We start from the raw sequence: 19,973 nt of genomic DNA, 5'->3' as shown, positions 1-19,973 counted from the left end.
GGGGTGGGTTGCGGAAAGGTGTGGCAAAACGTGACGGAATCGCTGGGACTGACGCCGCGTGCTCGAAGAACGACGGCGGTCCTGCTGCTGACGGTGGCCTTCGTCTTCGTGGCGGTCGCCGTGTCGGCGCTGTTCGTGGGCTCGGGAACGGATCCGCGTGAGTCGATCGGTTCGCGCGCGGCCGGGTTCGGGTTCTCCGATTGGGCGAGCCCGATGGTGTACTCCCCGGTCCCGTTGGTGTCGCCGCTGCTGGCGGTCGCGCTGTTGCCGACGGCGGGGACGCGGCTCGTCGCCGGCGGGGTGTACGGGGCGCTTCTGGTGGTTCAGGCGACGGTCGCCGTCTCCGCTCTGCTGTTCGGTCTCGACGTGGGCGCGGAGCAGTCCCTCGCGGCCGGGGTGCGGTTCATCGACGAGCGTGCCGCCGTCGAACGGTTCGCCGTAGACGTCGCGATGATGGCGTTGACCTGCGCGGGGATCGTGCTGACGCGGACTCTGACGCGTCGACCGAAGGCCGCCTGAGTCGTTGTCCCCCAAGTGGGCTACTGTGCGTGATTGATTGGCTCCTGGTGGGTTTGGGGGGCGGAATGAAAAAATTTGTGCCTAATACCAGGTTTGGCGAGACAAGACACGGATGACACGCGTGTAATTTCCCTGTGGGGTATCGGTGACGGCCGTGACGGTCGACGCCACCACAAAGGCCGGTTCGGCGAGGTCCGTCTGGGGAGGCGGTGCCGGGTCGGCGTCATTGGGGGCTTTGCGTCGGTGCGATATCGACGGATCAAAGAGGAGGCGGACGTAGATGGACGGCCGAGACTTTCTGGCCGATCTTTTGGGAAGTGTTCCGCAGTGGCAGGAACGCGCGTTGTGCGCGCAGACCGACCCTGAGGCGTTCTTTCCGGAAAAAGGGGGATCAACGAGGGAGGCGAAGCGGATCTGCACGCGGTGTGAAGTGAAGGCCGAGTGTCTGGAGTTCGCCTTGGCGCACGACGAAAGGTTCGGCATCTGGGGCGGTCTATCCGAAAGGGAGCGTCGAAAGGCGAAGCGAGAGGCCCGCGAGGCGGCCCGTTTGGCCGAGGAACAGTCGGTCGTCATCCCGATGCCCGCTCGACCCCTGGCTCGCGCCGAGTCCGAGGACGCCGCTCGTGAATCCGAGGCGATCTCGACCGCCGCGTAACAGTGCGGCCTCATCCCGCCAACACGAGGCGTCGCGGCGGACCGTCCGGACAGGATGGTTCGCGCCGCTCGTGACGACCCGGTGGACATCGACGGCCCCGCGCACCACGTGTGCGGGGCCTTTCGCTTGACCGGCGGTCAGAGATCCGGGTCGATCTCCTCCGGCCGCACGTTGAGCAGGTTCGCGACCTGCTCGACGACGACGCTCCGGATCAACGCGGACAACTCCTCCGAGCCGTGCGCCCGCAACTCCAGCGGGCGTCGGTAGACGATGATGCGCGGCTTCGGACCCACCGAACCCGATTGCGCCGGAAGCAATCGCGCCAACGGCACGTCACGGTCCTCCAACACGTCGGTGTCGTAGCCGGTGACCTCACCGGGAACGTCCTCCACCGCGAACTCGACGCCCTCCAATCTGGTGTCGCTGAACCGACCGTCCGAGACGGAGCGTTCCACCGCCTCGACGGCCTCCAAGACCAGATCGTCGAAACTCTGCGCGCGTGTGCGCGACATCGGCACGGTTGTGGGCACCAACCGACCTCTAAGGCCGCGACCGCGGCGATCCCTATGACGCACCCGTTAAGGGTAGGGGAGGCGGTCGGCCTGGTCACGGACACCGGCCTCGCGGGTGTGTTCGGGGCCATCGGCGCGGTGGATCCGTGACGGCGGTGGTGCTTTCGTACGTGGCCGCATTGACGTACATTCGTCACGTGACAGCTGTAAACCGACTCGCCCGCAAACCGTGGCCCCGGCGTGTCGATCGCATATCGGCTACCGCTCGTCGCCCACAAGCGATAGCGTCTCGCCCGTGAGGTCGCATCGGCGTTGTTCCCGCAACGGCTGCCGCCAAGGCGCGGTGGCCACACTGACTTATGTCTACAATGACTCGACGGCGGTGGTCGGTCCGCTGTCGACCACACAGGAGCCGCACACCTACGACCTGTGTGAGGAACACGCGCGGAAGCTCACCGCCCCACGCGGGTGGGAACTCGTCAGGCACGTCGACGACTACGCGACCCCGATGCCGTCGGGCGACGACCTCGTCGCCCTAGCCGACGCCGTCCGCGAGGCCGCCAAGTCCAAACCGGAACCCGTTCCCGACGTCCCACCGACGCCACGCCGCCCCGGCGTCCCCACCGGACGAGTCCTCACCGGCGAGCCCGCGCCGTCACCCGCTCGTCCCCTACCGACGGCCCCGCCCCTGACCGGCCGATCCCACCTGCGCGTCGTCGGCAGCGAACCGACCGGTGACGAACGCCCACCACGCCGAGACTGAACCGCGACGTCCCGTGCGCGACCGTCACCGCCCATCCGTTCGGTAGGCTTCCACAGCGTTGACCGTCGAGAAAAGAGGGCGTGGGCGTGCCGGAACTGGCTGAGATCGTCAAGGCATACGACATACGGGGACTCGTCCCAGCACAGTGGGACGACGCGGTGGCCGAAGCGCTCGGCAACGCGTTCGTGACAGTCACGGGGGAGCGGCGGGTCGTCGTCGCACGAGACATGCGCGAATCGGGACGCGACCTGTCCATCGCGTTCGCGCGCGGCGCCGCCGACGCCGGGGCCGACGTCGTCAACGCGGGCCTGTGCTCCACCGACGAGATGTACTACGTGTCCGGCAGCCGCGACATCGCCGGCGCCATGTTCACCGCCAGCCACAATCCGGCCGGATACAACGGCATCAAACTGTGCCTGCCGCACGCGCGCCCGATCTCCCTCGACTCCGGCCTGGCGAAGATCCGCGACACCGCGCAGGCCATTCTCGACGGTGAACCGCCCCACGCGGCCGACCTCCCGGGCACGATCACCGACAACGACTACCTCGCCGACTACGCGCTGCACCTCCACAGCCTCGTCGACCTGACCACGATTCGCCCGCTCACCATCGTCATCGACGCGGGCAACGGCATGGCCGGGCACACCGCGCCCGCCGTCCTCGGCACGATCGGCACCCTCACGATCATCCCGCTCTACTTCGAACTCGACGGCACGTTCCCCAACCACGAGGCCAACCCGCTCGAACCGTCGAACCTCGTCGACCTGCAACGCGCCGTCGTCGAACACGGCGCCGACATCGGGCTCGCCTTCGACGGCGACGCCGACCGCTGCTTCGTCGTCGACAACACCGGCGCGCCCGTGTCGCCCAGCGCGATCACCGCGTTGGTCGCCGAGGCCGAACTCGCGGCCCACCCCGGCGCGTCGATCATCCACAATCTCATCACCTCCCGAGCGGTGCCCGACATCGTGACGGAGAACGGCGGCACCCCGATCCGCACGCGCGTCGGCCACTCCTTCATCAAGGCCGAGATGGCCGCCCACGGCGCGGTCTTCGGCGGGGAGCACTCCGCCCACTACTACTTCAAGGACTTCTGGAACGCCGACACCGGCATGCTCGCCGCGATGTACGTCCTGCGGGCCCTCGGCGGCGGTGAGACCCCACTGTCCGAACTGGTCGAATCCTACGATCGGTACGTCGCCTCCGGCGAGATCAACTCCACCGTCGACGACGCGCTCGGCACCGTCGACGCCCTGGCGGAGCACTACGCGGCGACACCCGGCGCCACCATCGACCGGCTCGACGGCCTCACCGTCGGCTTCGAGGACGGCGCCTGGCTCAACATTCGGGCCTCCAACACCGAGCCGCTGCTTCGCCTCAACGTCGAGGCCGCGACCGCCGCCGAGATGGAACGCCACCGCGACGACGCGCTCGCCCGGATCCGCGCATGACCGTACCAACCACACAGGAGAGTCCCATGTCCCTCGACCCGGCGTTGCTCGACATCCTCGCCTGTCCCGACACGCACCACGCGCCCCTCGACTACGACGAGGCGGCGCAGACCCTGACGTGCACCGAGTGCGGCCGAGTGTTCCGCATCGACGACGGCATCCCCGTGCTCCTGCTCAGTGAGGCGGACGAGCCCGACACCGGCGCCGAACCGGCCTGACGACGTCAACTCCGACGGCGACGCTCGCCGTCCATCATCGACATACCCATCGCCCACGCGGCCAGCACGAGGGGACCACATGACCGACGACAACCAGACCGGCGTCTCCGGTGATCGCAACGTCGACCCCGACCGGATCGACAAACCGGAGACCCTCGCCAAGAACGACCCGAAGGGCGCCCTACTCGCCGTCGCCGCCGCCGGGCCGCAACTGCGCGAAGCCGCCGCGCTCGCCGCGGAAGCCGACCTCGCGCAGCTCGCGGACGGCGGGCGTCCCCGAGCCGTCNTCGTCGCGGGCGTCGGCACCGCCGCCCGCACGGGCGACATCCTCTCCGCCGTCGCGGGGCCGCACTGCCCGGTCCCCGTCATGTCCCATCGCAGCGCGGGCGTTCCCGGCTGGGTCGGCGCCGCCGACGTGGTCATCGCCGTCTCCGCGTCCGGGCGCAGCCCCGAGGCGCTCGCCGCGGCCGAGGCCGGCGCCCGGCGCGGCGCCCGTCTCATCGCCGTCGGCGCACCCGACTCGCCGTTGCAGGCCGTCGCCGAGCGCGCTCGTGCGCCGTACATCCCCGTCCCGCGTCGCTCCCCGGCCAGAATGAGCCTGTGGGCGCTCGCCGTGCCCGTCCTGCTCGCGGGCCGCGCGTGCGGGATGGTCCGGGTCAACGAGGCCGACATCGCCGAGACGGCGGCCCGCCTCGACAGCGACGCGGAACGCTGCAACCCGCGCAACGACTCCTTCGTCAACCCGGCGAAGGCGCTCGCGCTCGATCTCGCGGGCGCGATCCCGGTCGTGTGGGGCGGTTCCCCGCTCGCGGGCATCGCCGCCCGTCGTTTCGGGGACATGCTCGCGGCGAACGCGCGATACCCCGTCATCGCCGGTGAACTGGGCGAGGTCGGCCGGGGGCGGGTCGGATTGCTCGACGGCGTGTTCGGATCGCTCGCCGAGGGCAGCCGCGACATCTTCGCCGACCCCGACCAGGACCAGGAGTCGACCCGGCTTCGCATCGTCCTGTTGCGGGACAACGGTCTCGACGGTGACGACGCGCCCCGGCCGGACACCCGCAGAGTCGACGCGGTGGCCGAGCTCGCGGAACGCCGGGGCATTCGCTGCGATGTCATCGCGGCCGAGGGCGGCTGCGCGCTCGAACGGCTCGCGTCGTTGGTCGCGGTTCCGGACTTCGCGTCGATCTATCTCGCGCTGGCGCACGATCTCGACCCGATGGCAGTGCCTGCGGTCGGTGAGATGAAGGATTTGACGAACAACTTCGGTGAGTCGACGCTCTAGGGCGGCTTCGGGAACCGCGTTCTCCGTTGCGTGCACCGGTGGCGCCTCACGGCGTTCTCGGCGCTTCCGCGAGCCGGAGGTGTCGAACACCGGGACGCGGCGACTCTTCCGACTCGCGACGCGTCCGCTTGGACCCGTTCGCGAGGAAGATGATTGCGAGCACGCCAAGGTTCGTGTCCGATATCGATAGACGCCCGGCCGGGGCCCCACCCCCGGCCGGGCGTTCGGCCGTCACGGTTCGCGCGTGGCGTCGAACGGCCCATACGATGGGGACGGCACGGTCGCCGTTCCCACCAGTGTGATGCGGACAAGCTCAACCGACGACGATTTTCGCCGTGACGAAAACCGTTGTGGTGGAGCCATTCTGACCTATCGCTCGGCGCGACGGCGTCGACCCCGCCCCGTCGTCCGGTTTTGCCTCTCCAGCGGGGGCGACCGAAGACTCGGTTCGAATCGTGTCTGATTCGGACAGAACGATTCGGATCTCCAGGGTGTGGCCGTGACCGTCGCGCGACCACGTCGTCCGCGCGTCGCGCCGAATATCCATTGTGCAATCACACGGTATCGATCGATGGCGATCGTGGATGTCAAGTGTCGGTAACCGGACACTCGGGATGGTGCTCGCGTCGGCGGGGGAGCAGACCGTGAAACCCGCGTTGGCGGGCTCGGGTGATAATCGTCCGGCGGTGCGGCTGTCGCGCCGAAGGGTTGTCATCGTGGGCGGATTGTCGCCGCCCCGTGAAGTCATGGATAAGGACACACGTGTATGAGCGTTGAAGGCGGGACCAAGGCGATCGTCGCCGCCCTAGTGGCGAATCTCGGTATCGCGGTGACGAAACTCGCCGCGTGGCTGTTGACCTGGTCGTCGTCGATGTTGGCCGAGTCGATTCACTCCCTCGCCGACTCCGGCAACCAGCTTCTGCTGCTCATCGGAGGCAAGCGCGCCCGCCGCGGAGCGACTCCCGAGCACCCGTTCGGGTACGGCCGGGAACGGTACATCTACGCGTTCATCGTCTCCATCGTCCTGTTCAGCGTCGGTGGCCTGTTCGCCTCGTACGAGGGCATCCACAAGATCGAGCTGACGCTGCACGGCGAGCCGAACGAGTTGTTGGCGTCATCATGGTGGTGGTTGCCGCTGGTGGTGCTCGTCGTCGCGATCGGCCTCGAGGCGTACTCCTTCGGCACCGCCATCAAGGAGTCCCGCATCGCCAAGGGAACCGCGACCTGGAGCCAGTTCATCCGCCGCGCGAAGGCCCCCGAACTTCCCGTCGTCCTGCTCGAGGACGCCGCCGCGATGCTCGGTCTGATCTTCGCCCTCTTCGGCGTCGGTCTGACGCTTCTGACGGGCAACGCGATCTTCGACGGCGCGTTCACCCTCGCGATCGGTGTCCTGCTCATCGTCGTCGCGGTGATCCTGGCGCTCGAGACGAAGAGTCTCCTGCTCGGCGAGTCCGCGACGCCCGAACACGTCGCCGACATCGAGCGCGCAATCCTCGCGGGCAACGACATCGAGCGGATCATCCACATGAAGACCCTCCACCTGGGACCGGAGGAGCTCCTCGTCGCGGCGAAGATCGCCGTCAGCCGCGACGAGACGGCCAGCCAACTCACCGAGGAGATCGACGGCGCCGAGCGTCGAATCCGAGAGGCCGTGCCGATCGCGCGGGTCATCTACCTGGAGCCCGACCTGTACAACCCCGAGCGCGACGCCAACTGACACGCGCCCGCCCGACCGTCGCCGCTGTGGCACATGAGCGCTGAGTGACGGTTGGGCGGGTATCATAGGCCGTTGCGGTGAATCGACGAGACGACGACAGGAGCTTTGGCGCTGTGGAACTCCTCGACGGGGCTATCCGACGGTATCCGTGGGGGTCTCGCACCGCGATCGCCGCGTTGCAGGGCCGTCCCATGCCGAGCGCCACGCCCGAGGCGGAACTCTGGTTCGGCGCGTACGAGTCCGCCCCCGCGACTCTGTCCGACGGTCGTTCGCTGACGTCGTACATCGGCGCCGACCCGACGGGCGTGCTCGGTCCCGACAGCGTGAAGCGTTTCGGTTCCCGGCTGCCGTTCCTGCTGAAGGTCCTGGCCGCCGACGAACCGCTCTCGTTGCAGGTGCACCCGAGCCGGGAACAGGCGGAGGAGGGTTTCGCGCGCGAGAACGAGGACGGCGTCCCACCGGACTCGCCACTGCGCAACTATGTCGACGCCAACCACAAGCCGGAACTGTTGTGCGCCATGGCGGACTTCGAGGTCCTATGCGGGTTTCGGGATCCGCGGCACTCGGCGTCCGTACTCGAGCGGCTCGGCCTCGGCGGCCTCTCGTCGGTCGTCGCGCTGTTGCGTCAGACGGATCCCGTCCAGGCGCTCCGCGAGACCGTGACGACGCTGTTGACGCTGCCGATGGATCACCACGGCGCGCTCATGCAGGAGGCGATCGGCGCGGCGGCCCCGCTCGCGGCCGGGGGCGGCGATGACGCGTCCGATTTCGCGATGCTCATCGACCTGGGGAAGCGCTACCCGAACGACCCAGGGGTGTTCGTGACGCTGCTCCTCAACCACGTGACCCTGCGGCCCGGCGAGGCGATCTACATGCCCGCCGGAAACCCGCACGCGTACCTGTCCGGGGTCGGAGTCGAGATCATGGCCGCCAGCGACAACGTGCTGCGCGGCGGACTGACGCGCAAGCACGTCGACGTTCCGGAATTGTTGCGAGTATTGGACTTTCGAGTGTTGGCGGAGCCGCTGGCCAGGCCGCGCACGATCGCGCCGGGTCTGGCCGAGTGGCCGGTTGACGTCGCCGACTTCCGGTTGGCTCGCCTTCGGCTCGACCAGGGCGCCGCCGAGACGCCGATCCCGATTCCCGGTCCGAAGGTGCTGCTGTGCTGGTCTGGCCAGGTCAGGCTGGACGACGGACGTCGTCCGATCACGCTGCGCCCTGGTCAGGCCGGGTTCGCGTCGGCGGACGCGGGTGACGTGTACGCCTCCGGATTCGGTGAGGTCTTCTGCGCGGGCATCGGCGCTTTCGACCGATAGCCGATACCGGTTCTGTCCGAACGGACGATGGTGTTTTTTCGTTCGATCCAAAATTTTTCGACGACTTTCGCGGAAAGCCCTTGACATGGCCGATGCGGTGAGTCAGTATCTAAGTACGCAGCGTCACTGAGTGAGGCCGAAACGGCCGAGATTCTCGCCGACGCTCGCGGGGGAACCAAACCGGGGGGAGTGCCGGGCAGTCTGGGGTGGCTGCCCGGCACGTTCCGTTTGTGGGCCCATTCGATCGCCACCGTCTCACGGTTGCGCCCCGGCGATCAGCGCCTTCCCAAGAAAACTCGCCGCTCGATCTCACATTTCGCCATCGCGGAACGTTTACATGAAGAACGGCCCGACACGCGGGCCGCTCGACGATGGGGGAGTTGAGGTTGGTGAGGTCAGTCGCCCTTGCTCACGAGATCCGGGTTGGCCTTGATCCACTTGTCGAGCGTGTCCTCGCGCAACGCCGTGAACAGGTCGTTCATGATCGCTTCCTCGGGAGAACCGGGGACGACGGTCTCGTAGTCCTCGTTCTGGCCGGTGAAACTCTCCGTGGACGTCGTCGTCGGCAACCGGATCGTGTCGATATTCCCGGGTTCGATATTGCGCATCGCCAGCGCGAACTCGGGGATGCTCCCGTTGACGTCGACGTCAAGTGACGGGCCGATCTGCTCGATGAGATCGGTGATCTTCCCCGGGTTGGAGGTGTAGCCCTCCTTGCCGGCCTTGACCAGCAACTGCTTGATGAAGTGCTGCTGCATGCGCTGGCGCCCGTAGTCACCGACACCGAACTTCGGGTCGGCGTTCGGGTTCAAGTCGGGGTTGTACGCGTAGCGCTCCCGGACGATGTACAGCGCCTCGGTGTGGTTGTACTCCTTGCAGCCCTTTTCGTAGAGCTTGTGGTTGTCGGGGTTCTCGAGCTTCTGGTGTTCCAGGTACATGTCGAACGGCAGACACAACTCGATACCGCCGAAGGTCTTCACCGCGTTGAGGAAGCCCTCGAAACCGAGGATCGCGGCGCCGTGGAACTTCTCGATACCCGTCACGGAGCTGACGGTCTTGGCGAGGTTTCCGAACTTCTGCTTACGATCCCACTCGTCGGGGCGCGCGTTGTACGAGGAGTTGATCTTGTAGGTACACGGGCTCGAGAACAGGACCCCGCAGTCCTCGATCTCGACCTTGAAGTCGCGCGGAATCGACACGAGCGTCGCCTGGTCATGCGCCTCGTTGATGTGCATGATCATGATCGTGTCGGCACGGTCCTGACCGTCGGAGTCATTGACCCGCAAGTCCGTCCCCACGATGAGGAGGTTCAGTGGACCTTCGATCTCCTGCGCCTCGTCACCGTCACCGAGCAGGTCGGTCTGGTTGACCGAATCGTCGATCGTGTTCAGCAGAACGTTCGCGTAGACGATCGTTCCCGCCGCCAGCACCATGAGAACGCCACCGACGCCGATGAGCAGTTTCGCCCACAACGGCGATCGGGGGGACAACGGCCGACGCACTCCATGTTGACTCATGTGAATCCTTAACTGGCGGGGAACGACGAGCTCAACGGTAGCTGACCGCGGCAATACCCAGAAAGCTTGCGGTGCAGACAATCCGACTATAAAACCGACAAAACGGACCTACGATCTGCCGGGGAGAACTCACTGTGCCGGACAGATTACGGTGCGGGCTCGACCAGTTCGACGAGTACCCCACCGGCGTCCTTCGGATGCACGAAGTTGATCCGCGATCCGGCCGTTCCTCGCTTCGGAGCGTCATACAGGAGACGCACCCCGCGCTCCCGAAGGGCGTCGCACGCCGCGTCGACGTCCACGACCGTGTAGGCCAACTGCTGAAGACCGGGCCCCCGCCGATCCAGGAACTTAGCGATCGTCGACTCCGTCGTCAGCGGCGCGAGCAGCTGCAACCGGGTCGAACCGTCACCGATCGCCAGCATTGCCTCGCGGACGCCCTGCTCGGTGTTCTCCTCGATGTGCACGCACCGCGCGCCGAACACGTCCTCGTACATCCGAATCGCCGCGTCGAGATCCGCCACCGCGATTCCCACGTGATCGACCGCCACGAGCCCGACTGGTTTCACCGTCTCCATGCGCCCAGTCTGCCGAAGGGCCACGACGTTCACCGCGCGGACCACCGAATCGCGACCGACCGTCGTCCGCCCCGCCCGAGCCCGAGGTGGCGACGCGACCGACCGGACCGTCGCGATCGCCACCCCGGGGCCCGGAAGACGCGAGTCAAACGAGCATTGACTCCACCCGAGACAGGATCGCGTCACGGATTTCGGCGGTGTCGGGAACCTCGCCGTTCATATCGCCGTTGACATCGACCTGCACCACCACACTCGCGCCGGGGATCGCGAAACTCGCGAGGGCGGCACCATCGATCTCCCAACCGCAGTAATCCCGCTGGCCGACCGAGCCGTCCTCGAACGAGCCCGCCTCTGCCTCGCCGACCGACCGCACCTCCGCGCACGCCTCGGTCCGAGCCTCCTCGGACGGTTCCGCCACGACGATCCGCCCATCGAGTTTCGGTCCGCGCGGTTCGTCCATCGGATCATCGGCACAACCACCGACGATGGCGGCGATGGCGGCGAGCGTCACCACCTGCGTCCAAGTCGCCACCGGTCTTCCATCCGCCATCGAGGTCATCCCAGCTCTGTTCCCCATGGTGTCCCAGTGGTGCAAGCGGTGTCGTGACGTAATTTGTCCTCGTTCGCGATCGTCGCTCGCGTTCCGGCGGCAGGGACGGTTCCAGGCGACGCGTGACGGGCGCCGACATGTCCGACGCCACAAAGACACACGGTTACCTGCTGACCCGAACGACCGTTAAGCTGGAAGCAGGAGCTACACCCCCGACCAATGGAGGCGGACAGAACATGACAGGTGGCGACCCCATCACCAGCGTCATCGTGCATGGCGCGCGCACGCCGAACGGCAAGCTGCTCGGCGCCCTCACCGACGTCTCGGCCACGAAACTCGGTGGGCACGCGATCAAAGCGGCCCTGGAACGCGCCGGTGTCACCGGCGACCAGGTCGACTACGTCATCATGGGCCAGGTCCTCCAAGCTGGCGCGGGGCAGATGCCCGCACGTCAGGCCGCCGTCAACGCCGGCATCCCCATGAACGTCCCGGCCATCAGCATCAACAAGGTGTGCCTGTCTGGCCTCAACGCCGTCGCCCTCGCCGACCAGCTCATCCGCGCCGGCGAGTGCGAGATCGTCGTCGCCGGAGGCATGGAATCCATGACCGGGGCGCCGCACCTGTTGATGGGGCAGCGCAAGGGCTACAAGTACGGCGACGTCACGATGGCCGACCACATGGCCCTCGACGGTCTCACCGACGCCTACGACGGAATCCCGATGGGCGAGTCCACCGAGAACCACAACGGTCGCCTCGACATCTCCCGCACCGAGCAGGACGAGTTCGCGGCGAGCAGCCACGTCCGCGCCGCGGCGGCCCAGAAGGACGGGCGTTTCGACCGGGAGATCGCGCCGATCGAGATCCCGCAACGCAAGGGCGACCCGCTCGTCATCGACACCGACGAGGGCGTCCGGCCCGAGACGACCGTGTCGACGCTCGCGCGCCTGCGCCCGGCGTTCTCCGCCGGTGGAACCATCACGGCGGGCAACTCCTCGCCGATCTCCGACGGCGCCGCCGCGCTGGTCGTCATGAGCAAGGCGAAGGCCGAAGAACTCGGTCTGCCCTACCTCGCCGAGATCGTCGCGCACGCCAGCGTCGCCGGCCCCGACAACTCGCTGCACTCGCAGCCGTCCAACGCGATCAAGGCGGCGCTCGCCAAGGCGGGTCGTGACGCCAGTGAGCTGTCCGTCGTCGAGATCAACGAGGCCTTCGCGTCCGTCGGCATTCAGTCGACGCGCGACCTCGGCATCTCGCCCGAGATCGTCAACCCCAACGGTGGCGCGATCGCGATCGGTCACCCGATCGGCGCGTCCGGCGCTCGGCTCGTGCTGACGCTGGCCCACGAGCTCGCCCAGTCGGGCGGGGGCCTCGGTGCCGCCGCGTTGTGCGGCGGCGGTGGCCAGGGCGACGCGTTGTTGTTGAAGGTCTGAGCGGACGGGACAACGTACCCACATGAGCCACATCGACGAATGGGCGCCGCGCGCGTTCGATGGCGACCCGCGCGCTCTCGGGCGCCTCATCAGCATCGTTGAAAACGGTGGTGACGGCGTGCGCGAGATCGCGGCGGCTTTCGCCGCGCGCGCGGGGCGCGCCCAAGTGGTGGGGCTGACCGGTTCGCCGGGGGTCGGCAAGTCCACGACGACGACGGCCCTGGTCAGCGCGTATCGGGCGCAGGGCCGTCGAGTCGCGGTTCTCGCCGTCGACCCGTCGAGCCCGTTTTCGGGTGGCGCGATCCTCGGTGACCGGGTTCGGATGCAGGAACACGCGACCGACCCGGACGTCTACATCAGGTCGATGTCGTCGCGGGGGCACCTCGGTGGTCTCTCCGCGACGACGCCGCAGGCCGTTCGCGTACTCGAGGGCGCGGGCTTCGACGTCATTCTCATCGAGACCGTCGGCGTCGGACAGGCCGAAGTGGACATCGCCGGGCTCGCCGACACGACCTTGGTGCTGCTCGCCCCAGGCATGGGGGACGGGATCCAGGCCGTCAAGGCCGGGATTCTCGAAGTCGCCGACGTGTTCGTCATCAACAAGGCCGACCGGGACGGCGCCGACGCGACGTACCGCGACATCCGGTCGATGATGGCCTTGGTGACGCGGGAGCCGCACGAGTGGCGGCAACCCATCGTGAAGACGGTCGCGCACCGCGTCGAGGGCATCGACGAGTTGGTGGAGGCGATCGACAAGCACCACACGTGGCTCGGCGAGCACGGCGAACTCGCCCGCCGCCGACTGGCTCGGGCGCGCGCCGAGGTCACCGCGATCGTCTTGGGCACGCTCGCGTCTCGGTACTCGGTGTCCGAGGGGCTCTCGGCGAAGGTTGCGGACGGCGAACTCGACCCGTACGCCGCCGCCGACGAGGTGCTCGCCGCATCGTAGTGAACGGTCGCGAAACGCCCGTCGTTTCGCGACCGTCGACCGGTCGGCAGCGGATATCTCTGCGGCGCAAGCGGAAGCGCGCCGTCCACTCCCGGTCTCATGCCCGACCGATCTCGTCAATATTCCACTGTGGCCTGGATGTGGGGGCCTCCAACCTCCGCCCCTAAGGTGAACGTAACCCTGAAACGCTGAAGCCACGCTAAAGCGGGCTGAAGAACGCTTCAGGCTGCCTGGTCTGCCCCCGTTCGCGCGGTGCCATCGGTCGCGGCCAATGGCCGAAACCTCGGTGACAACGTCGCGGACGGCTTCGTAGAATTGTCCCGTGATGAATGAAGCGAAAAACCAGGCCCGTACGGAACTCTCTTCTCAGTACGCGCCCGCCGACGTAGAGTCGCGGCGCTACGAGAAGTGGGTATCCGACGGCCGGTTCTCCGCTTCCGACGACAGTGACAAGCCCGCTTACACGATCGTGATCCCGCCGCCGAACGTGACGGGCAGCCTGCACCTCGGGCACGCGCAGGACCACACCATCATCGACGCGTTGACCCGTCGCGCCCGCATGCGCGGCTTCGAGGCACTGTGGATGCCCGGCATGGACCACGCCGGCATCGCCACGCAGAACGTGGTGGAGCGGCAGCTCGCCGCCGAAGGGCTATCCCGCCACGACCTTGGCCGCGAGGCGTTCGTGGCGAAGGTGTGGGAGTGGAAGTCCGAGTACGGCGGCAAGATCAGCGGGCAGATGCGCCGCCTCGGTGACGCGGTGGACTGGGACCGCGAACGGTTCACCATGGACGAAGGCCTGTCGTCGGCGGTCCAGACGATCTTCAAGAAGCTCTACGACGACGACCTGATCTACCGCGCCGAGCGCATCATCAACTGGTGCCCGCGCTGTATGACGGCGCTGTCCGACATCGAGGTCGAGCACTCCGACGACGACGGCGAACTCGTGAGCATCCGGTACGACGACGGCGACGACTCCATTGTGGTGGCGACGACCCGCGCCGAGACGATGCTCGGCGACACGGCCGTCGCGGTGCACCCCGACGACGACCGCTACCGGCATCTCATCGGCCGAGAGGTGACGCTGCCGTTGACCGGGCGTCGCATTCCGGTCATCGCGGACGCGCACGTCGACCCGGAGTTCGGGACCGGCGCGGTGAAGGTGACTCCCGCGCACGACCCGAACGACTTCGAGATCGGCCGCCGCCACGACCTGGCCGCGCCGCTGATCATGGACGAGCGCGGCGCCATCACGGCGCACGGGCCGTTCCAGGGCATGGACCGTTTCGAGGCGCGGCCCGCGATCGTGGCGGCCCTGCGCGCCGAGGGTCGGATCGTCGCCGAGAAGCGCCCGTACGTGCACGCGGTCGGCCACTGCGAACGGTGCAAGACGACGGTGGAGCCGCGCCTGTCGAAGCAGTGGTTCGTGAAGGTGGGGCCGCTCGCGGAGGCCGCAGGTGACGCGGTGCGTTCCGGTGAGGTGCGCATTCACCCGCCGGAGCAGGAGAAGCGCTACTTCTCGTGGGTGGACAACCTGCTCGACTGGTGCATCTCTCGGCAGCTGTGGTGGGGCCACCGGATTCCGATCTGGTACGGCCCCGACGGTGAGATGGTGTGCGTCGGTCCGGGTGAGACCGCGCCGGAAGGCTACACACAGGACCCGGACGTGCTGGACACGTGGTTCTCGTCGGCGCTGTGGCCGTTCTCCACTCTCGGCTGGCCCGAGAAGACACCGGCGTTGGACAAGTTCTATCCGAACACGGTCCTGTCGACGGGTTACGACATCATCTTCTTCTGGGTGGTGCGGATGATGATGTTCGGCATCTACGCCACCGACAAGGCGCCGTTCAGCGACGTGTTCCTGCACGGGCTCATCCGTGACGAGCACGGCAAGAAGATGTCGAAGTCGGCCGGCAACGGCGTCGACCCGATCGACCTGATGGACGAGTACGGTTCGGACGCGTTGCGGTTCTTCCTTGCGCGCGGCAGCACCCCGGGCGGCGACATCGTCATCAACAACGAGTGGATCGCGGCCTCCCGCAACTTCTGCAACAAACTGTGGAACGCGACCCGTTTCGCGCTCATGTCCGGTGCCACCGTCGACGGTCCACTGCCGACCGAACTGTCCACGATAGATCGATGGATGCTGTCGCGGCTGTCCGCGACGATCCGCGAGGTCGACGAGCAGTTCGAGAAGTTCGAGTTCGCGAAGGCCACGGAAGCGCTGTACCACTTCGCGTGGGACGACGTCTGCGACTGGTACCTCGAACTGAGCAAGCCCGTGCTCGCGGCCGGTGGCGCGCCCGCCGACGCGACCAGGCGCGTGCTCGGCCACGTCCTCGACAACCTGCTGCGCCTGCTGCACCCGATCACGCCGTTCGTGACCGAGGAGCTGTGGTTGGCCCTCACGGGCGGCGAGGAGCGCGGTGAGTCCATCATGGTCGCTCCGTGGCCGACGGTGGGCGAGACCGACGCGGCCGCCGAGGAGACGGTGGGGCGGCTTCAGCACCTCGTCACCGAGATCCGTCGATTCCGTTCGGACCAGGGCCTCAAGCCGGGCCAGCGGGTGGAGACCCGACTGGTGGGCCTCGACTCGGTCGGCCTGGCCGCGTACGAGCCGCTGATTCGCGCCGTGGCTCGGTTGGAGCACCCGGGCGACGGTTTCACGGCTTCGGCGACTTTGGCGGTGTCGGACAGCCTGACGGCCGAGCTCGACACGAGCGGCACGATCGACGTCGCCGCCGAGCGCGCCCGTCTGACGAAGGCGCTCGCGGAGGCGAACAAGGAACTGTCGACGTGTACGGCGAAGCTCGGCAACGACGCGTTCCTGGCGAAGGCGCCGGAACCGGTGGTGGCGAAGATTCGCGGTCGCAAGGACGCCGCCGAGTCCGACATCGCCCGGTTGACGGAGCGTTTGGCGGCGCTGGGGCAGACCGCCGCGTGACGCCGTTCACGCGAGTCGATACGAGACACTGATGGGGTGGGGGCCGATTGGCCTCCACCCCATCACATTGATCGCTACTTCCGGGGAGTCCGACGTGAGCAGTGCCCGTGAGCACGCCCAGTACCTGGCGGCCGAGGCCGCGCTGTTCGCGCGGGGCTACTCGCGCATGCACTTCGATTTGGACAAGGTCAAGCGGTTGCTGGAACTGCTCGGTGATCCGCAGCGGTCGTTCCGGGCCGTTCATGTGACGGGTACGAACGGGAAGACGTCGACGGCGCGGATCACGGAGTCCTTGATCAGGGCGCATGGTCTGCGGACCGGTCGGTACACGAGCCCGCACCTGGACAGTGTCCGTGAGCGGATCACGATCGACGGCGAGCCCATCGGCGAGGCGGCGTTCACGGCGCTGTACGAGGAGATCCGCCCGTACGCGGCGATCGTCGACGCCGAGTTCGATGAGCCGTTGACGTTCTTCGATGTGACGACGGCGATGGCGTTCGCGGCGTTCGCCGACGCGCCCGTCGATGTCGCGGTCGTCGAGGTGGGGCTCGGCGGGGAGACCGATTCGACGAACGTTCTGGGCGCGGAGGTCGCCGTCATCACCCCGATCGGGCTCGACCACACGCAGTGGCTGGGGGAGACGGTGTCCGAGATCGCGCAGATGAAGTCCGGGATCGTCCACAAGGGTTCGACTTTGGTGACGTCGGAGCAGGACCCGGAGGCGATGATTCCGCTGGTCGAGCGCTGTCACGCCGTCGGGGCGAGCCTCATCGCGGAAGGCCGACGGTTCACCGTGGACGAGCGGCGGGTCGCGGTCGGCGGGCAGCAGTTGACGATCACGGCCCCGTCCGGGGCGACGTACGACGAGATCTACCTGCCGTTGCACGGCGCGTACCAGGCGCACAACGCCGCCGCCGCGCTCGCCGCCGTCGAGGTCCTGCTCGGAGCGGGGGAACCGAAGGCCCTCAACGGTGAGGTCGTGGGCGAGGGCTTCGCGAAGGCGACGTCGCCGGGCCGACTGGAGCGCGTACGCTCCGCGCCGACGGTCCTGCTCGACGCGGCGCACAACCCGTCGGGGATGACCGCGGCCGTCGCCGCGATCGAGGAGGAGTTCGCGTTCTCGCGTCTCATCGGTGTCGTCGGGGTGTTCGGCGACAAGGACGCGGCGGGCATGTTGCGGTTGTTGCGTCCCATCTGCGATCGACTCGTCGTCACCCAGTCGTCGGCGGAGCGCGCTCGCCCGGCGGCGGAGCTCGGGGCGCTCGCCCGCCAGATCTTCGAACCGGAGCAGGTGACGATCGAGCCTCGACTCGCGGACGCGATCGAGACGGCCGTTCGGATCGCGGAGGAGGACGAGGACGCGTTCGGCGGCGCGGGCGTCCTCATCACCGGTTCCGTCTACACCGTTGCGGACGCCCGGAAGCTGCTCGTCAGGGACGAGCGCTAGGCGTTCGACCCGTCGAGGACGGAACACCTTGCTCTGCTCGGTCGGGCAAAACTGTCGAGCGGAGCGAGCAGTCTGCTCGCGCGAGGGGACGGTTCGTTCGGCGTCGTGACGCGGCTCATCGACCCCGACACGGGCGGGAGGCGGCGATCCGCCACAATCGGTTCATGAGCGCTGTGGAGGTCGAGGAAGGTCGGGGCGTCGAGGACGACGAGACCCGGTCGGGGCTTAAGGACCCGGCGCGAGCAGTGGCCGCGCTCGGGGCGATCATGCTCGGGACCGAGGCGCTCGTCTTGTTGATGGCGCTCGCTCCACTGCGGATTCTTTTGGATGACAGTGGGACGGCGATCTGGGTCGTGCTCGCGTTGACGGTCGCGTGTGTGGTCGCGGCGGGGCTGATTCGGCGTCCGTGGGCGTGGCACCTGGGTTCGGTCATTCAGGTGGGCTTGCTCGCGTCCGGCGTCCTGCATTGGGCTTTGGCAGGTGTAGGCGTCATCTTCGCGATCAGTTGGGTGTTCGCGTTGTCGGTGCGGCGCAAGTTGAGCCGTCCACCGGTTCGGGTGACGCAGCGCTAACGATTTTCGGAGTGTCGACTACTCTGTGCTGTCGAAAGGTTCGTTATCGTGGGCTTGGAACCCCGTCGGGATAACGGAATCGTCTCAATCAGTACCGTGATGACAACGTTTTGTCGACTGTTGTATTTCGCGCCCGATGCCTCTAGTCTTGCCGTGGTCCGTCGCACCCACCCCAGCCGACCAACGGCTACGACGGCCCACGCTTAATCGTCTGGCGACAGGCGAACCGGGGACCCACCCGCTGCAGACGGTGCATCCGTTGGGCGGCAATGAACCGGGGTGAATCCGCGAACCAAGCGGTAGGGCGTTCTTCGGCCCGAACCCGACAGCTAACCCGGTAGGCGTTCGACGGAGAAAGACAGCGACTACGTGACACGACACTTCCTCAGCCGTCAGACGCTCCTGTTGACGGCGATCCTGTGTGCTCTGAGCCTGGTGTTCGCACAGCCCGCCGCCGCGGACCCGGATGAGGGCAGTATCGACGGTGAGCTCAGCGAGGCCATCGACGCTTACCTGGAGGCCGAACAGGTCTTGGCGGGCACCAAGGAACGGCAGAAGGAGATCAAGACCGAGATCAAGGAGGGCAAGGCCCGGATCAAGGAACTCTCCAAAGAGGTCAACGCGTTCGCCGAGGCGGCTTACCGCAACGGCGGGATCTCCTCCGCCGCGGCGATTCTGTCGACCGGCTCCCCGGAACGCGCCGTCGAGGGAATCTCGATCATCAATTATCTGGGGGAGCAGCAGGGACGGCAGATGCAGGACCTGCTGGACGCGCGCGAGAGCCTTGAGGCCGAGAAGGAGGCGTTGGCCGACGAGGTCGAGGCCGCGGCTCAGGCCGTCAAGGACATGCGGTCCGCGCGAGACCAGGCCGCGAACAACATCGCCGCGGGCGGTGGTGGCGATTCGGCCGGTCCGACCCCGGGTAACTTCCGTGCCGCCGATCCGGCGCCGCGCAACAGTGACGGGACCTGGCCGTACGAGGGCTGCGACGTCGACGACCCGACCACGAACGGCTGCATCTCCGGGCGCACCCTGCACGCGCTTCAGCAGTCGATCTACACCGGCTTCGACCGGTACACGGCCTGCTATCGATCGGCCGAGGACGGCGGTGAGCATCCACGCGGCAAGGCGTGCGACTTCTCCGTTGAGCCGGGCGGTTTCGGCGGGCACGCGGGCGGCGAGGCCTTCACCTACGGCGAGAATCTCGCGGCGTGGCTCGTGGAGAACGCGGGCGCGCTCGGCGTCCGGTACGTCATCTGGAACAACCAGATCTGGGAACCGGCCAACGGTGGTTGGGGGTACTACGCGGGATGCGGCGGCGGTAATCCGTCCTGCGACCACACCAATCACGTGCATTTGTCGATGATCTGAGCGTGACGTGATGCGCCCGCCCTGGCAAGGGGCGGGCGCATCGTCGTGTTCGGGGTATCCGTCATCGGCCGCGAACCGGCGATGACGTCGCGGCGGACCCGTGAGTCGGGTCGGGTTCCCCGGCAGGACGCGAGACCGGTGTTCGAAGCCCCGCTGGCGTACGGCGCGGGAGCTTCGAGGAC

At 67.5% G+C, this 19,973-nt stretch carries 17 protein-coding genes, 2 pseudogenes and 1 riboswitch; of the genes and pseudogenes, 15 read left to right on the top strand and 4 right to left on the bottom strand.

Going from position 1 to position 19,973, the window contains the following annotated elements; all coding sequences use genetic code 11:
• The first annotated feature begins 30 nt into the window (after nt 1–30).
• Nucleotides 31–519 (top strand): hypothetical protein, encoded by a 489-nt coding sequence (locus ACM9NP_RS10100; protein ID WP_415646369.1) that lies wholly within the window; start codon nt 31–33, stop codon nt 517–519.
• Between the two features lie 280 nt (nt 520–799).
• Nucleotides 800–1,045 (top strand): annotated as a pseudogene (locus ACM9NP_RS10095) (WhiB family transcriptional regulator); the annotation flags it as partial.
• A 266-nt stretch (nt 1,046–1,311) separates the two neighbouring features.
• On the opposite strand, the gene ACM9NP_RS10090 reads toward ACM9NP_RS10095, so the two are convergent.
• On the bottom strand, nt 1,312–1,686 hold the full coding sequence (locus ACM9NP_RS10090) for a metallopeptidase family protein (RefSeq protein WP_415646368.1): 375 nt from the start codon (nt 1,684–1,686) through the stop codon (nt 1,312–1,314).
• A 295-nt stretch (nt 1,687–1,981) separates the two neighbouring features.
• On the opposite strand from ACM9NP_RS10090, the gene ACM9NP_RS10085 reads away from it, so the two are divergent.
• The 7 genes and pseudogenes from ACM9NP_RS10085 to manA all read left to right on the top strand — a co-directional run bounded on the left by ACM9NP_RS10085 (nt 1,982) and on the right by manA (nt 8,433).
• Nucleotides 1,982–2,449 carry a DUF3499 domain-containing protein gene (locus ACM9NP_RS10085; RefSeq protein WP_415646367.1) on the top strand — a complete coding sequence of 156 codons (468 nt, stop codon included), beginning with the start codon at nt 1,982–1,984 and terminating at the stop codon, nt 2,447–2,449.
• A gap of 86 nt (nt 2,450–2,535) precedes the next feature.
• Nucleotides 2,536–3,900: a phosphomannomutase/phosphoglucomutase gene (locus ACM9NP_RS10080; RefSeq protein ID WP_415646366.1), complete on the top strand. Its 1,365-nt coding sequence runs from the start codon at nt 2,536–2,538 to the stop codon at nt 3,898–3,900.
• 26 nt (nt 3,901–3,926) lie between these two features.
• Complete coding sequence (locus tag ACM9NP_RS10075) at nt 3,927–4,118, top strand: Trm112 family protein (RefSeq protein WP_415646365.1); 192 nt, start codon at nt 3,927–3,929, stop codon at nt 4,116–4,118.
• Nucleotides 4,119–4,197: 79 nt separating this feature from the next.
• Nucleotides 4,198–4,404: pseudogene (locus ACM9NP_RS10070) on the top strand (SIS domain-containing protein); the annotation flags it as partial.
• A 1-nt stretch (nt 4,405) separates the two neighbouring features.
• Nucleotides 4,406–5,400, top strand: a 995-nt coding sequence (locus ACM9NP_RS10065; RefSeq protein ID WP_415646364.1) for an SIS domain-containing protein, incomplete at its 5' end; no start/stop codon positions are given.
• A gap of 766 nt (nt 5,401–6,166) precedes the next feature.
• Entirely contained in the window at nt 6,167–7,117 is a 951-nt protein-coding gene (locus ACM9NP_RS10060; RefSeq protein WP_415646363.1) for a cation diffusion facilitator family transporter, read from the top strand.
• A gap of 113 nt (nt 7,118–7,230) precedes the next feature.
• Nucleotides 7,231–8,433, top strand: coding sequence for a mannose-6-phosphate isomerase, class I (gene manA / locus ACM9NP_RS10055; RefSeq protein ID WP_415646362.1), 1,203 nt, complete (start codon nt 7,231–7,233; stop codon nt 8,431–8,433).
• 395 nt (nt 8,434–8,828) lie between these two features.
• Here the strand turns inward: manA and ACM9NP_RS10050 are convergent, their stop codons facing one another.
• The 3 genes from ACM9NP_RS10050 to ACM9NP_RS10040 form a co-directional block, all read right to left on the bottom strand.
• Complete coding sequence (locus ACM9NP_RS10050; protein WP_415646361.1) at nt 8,829–9,950, bottom strand: LCP family protein; 1,122 nt, start codon at nt 9,948–9,950, stop codon at nt 8,829–8,831.
• Between the two features lie 146 nt (nt 9,951–10,096).
• The gene (gene mce / locus ACM9NP_RS10045) at nt 10,097–10,528 is read right to left on the bottom strand and encodes a methylmalonyl-CoA epimerase (RefSeq protein ID WP_415646360.1); all 432 of its coding nucleotides are present in this window, start codon (nt 10,526–10,528) and stop codon (nt 10,097–10,099) included.
• Between the two features lie 145 nt (nt 10,529–10,673).
• Nucleotides 10,674–11,060 (bottom strand): hypothetical protein, encoded by a 387-nt coding sequence (locus tag ACM9NP_RS10040; RefSeq protein ID WP_415646359.1) that lies wholly within the window; start codon nt 11,058–11,060, stop codon nt 10,674–10,676.
• A gap of 272 nt (nt 11,061–11,332) precedes the next feature.
• Between ACM9NP_RS10040 and ACM9NP_RS10035 the strand changes: the two genes are divergently transcribed.
• From ACM9NP_RS10035 to ACM9NP_RS10010, 6 genes are all read left to right on the top strand, one after another.
• Nucleotides 11,333–12,508 carry an acetyl-CoA C-acetyltransferase gene (locus tag ACM9NP_RS10035; RefSeq protein ID WP_415646386.1) on the top strand — a complete coding sequence of 392 codons (1,176 nt, stop codon included), beginning with the start codon at nt 11,333–11,335 and terminating at the stop codon, nt 12,506–12,508.
• A 22-nt stretch (nt 12,509–12,530) separates the two neighbouring features.
• The gene (meaB, locus tag ACM9NP_RS10030; protein WP_415646358.1) at nt 12,531–13,457 is read left to right on the top strand and encodes a methylmalonyl Co-A mutase-associated GTPase MeaB; all 927 of its coding nucleotides are present in this window, start codon (nt 12,531–12,533) and stop codon (nt 13,455–13,457) included.
• A gap of 325 nt (nt 13,458–13,782) precedes the next feature.
• Nucleotides 13,783–16,401 carry a valine--tRNA ligase gene (locus ACM9NP_RS10025; protein ID WP_415646357.1) on the top strand — a complete coding sequence of 873 codons (2,619 nt, stop codon included), beginning with the start codon at nt 13,783–13,785 and terminating at the stop codon, nt 16,399–16,401.
• 166 nt (nt 16,402–16,567) lie between these two features.
• A complete protein-coding gene (locus ACM9NP_RS10020; RefSeq protein ID WP_415646385.1) occupies nt 16,568–17,848 on the top strand; it encodes a bifunctional folylpolyglutamate synthase/dihydrofolate synthase in 1,281 nt (426 codons plus the stop codon).
• A 164-nt stretch (nt 17,849–18,012) separates the two neighbouring features.
• A complete protein-coding gene (locus ACM9NP_RS10015; protein ID WP_415646356.1) occupies nt 18,013–18,420 on the top strand; it encodes a DUF4233 domain-containing protein in 408 nt (135 codons plus the stop codon).
• Between the two features lie 190 nt (nt 18,421–18,610).
• A riboswitch (cyclic di-AMP (ydaO/yuaA leader) is annotated at nt 18,611–18,779 on the top strand.
• Nucleotides 18,780–18,789: 10 nt separating this feature from the next.
• Nucleotides 18,790–19,791, top strand: a complete 1,002-nt coding sequence (locus tag ACM9NP_RS10010) for a coiled-coil domain-containing protein (protein ID WP_415646355.1) — start codon at nt 18,790–18,792, stop codon at nt 19,789–19,791.
• Nucleotides 19,792–19,973: the final 182 nt, after the last annotated feature.

Origin of the sequence: Stackebrandtia soli (genome assembly GCF_965137155.1) — a bacterium.
Taxonomy (GTDB): domain Bacteria; phylum Actinomycetota; class Actinomycetes; order Mycobacteriales; family Micromonosporaceae; genus Stackebrandtia; species Stackebrandtia soli.
The sequence above is the reverse complement of the archived record's forward strand: the minus strand, read 5'-3'. Positions and strand labels throughout refer to the sequence as shown.

Excerpts from the sequence above, each read along its gene's own strand:
- ACM9NP_RS10060 (WP_415646363.1), top strand. The coding sequence starts at position 6,167 with ATGAGCGTTGAAGGCGGGACCAAGGCGATCGTCGCCGCCCTAGTGGCG.
- meaB (WP_415646358.1), top strand. The coding sequence starts at position 12,531 with ATGAGCCACATCGACGAATGGGCGCCGCGCGCGTTCGATGGCGACCCG.
- ACM9NP_RS10050 (WP_415646361.1), bottom strand. The coding sequence starts at position 9,950 with ATGAGTCAACATGGAGTGCGTCGGCCGTTGTCCCCCCGATCGCCGTTG.
- ACM9NP_RS10075 (WP_415646365.1), top strand. The coding sequence starts at position 3,927 with ATGTCCCTCGACCCGGCGTTGCTCGACATCCTCGCCTGTCCCGACACG.
- ACM9NP_RS10015 (WP_415646356.1), top strand. The coding sequence starts at position 18,013 with ATGAGCGCTGTGGAGGTCGAGGAAGGTCGGGGCGTCGAGGACGACGAG.
- ACM9NP_RS10025 (WP_415646357.1), top strand. The coding sequence starts at position 13,783 with ATGAATGAAGCGAAAAACCAGGCCCGTACGGAACTCTCTTCTCAGTAC.
- ACM9NP_RS10090 (WP_415646368.1), bottom strand. The coding sequence starts at position 1,686 with ATGTCGCGCACACGCGCGCAGAGTTTCGACGATCTGGTCTTGGAGGCC.
- ACM9NP_RS10020 (WP_415646385.1), top strand. The coding sequence starts at position 16,568 with ATGCACTTCGATTTGGACAAGGTCAAGCGGTTGCTGGAACTGCTCGGT.
- mce (WP_415646360.1), bottom strand. The coding sequence starts at position 10,528 with ATGGAGACGGTGAAACCAGTCGGGCTCGTGGCGGTCGATCACGTGGGA.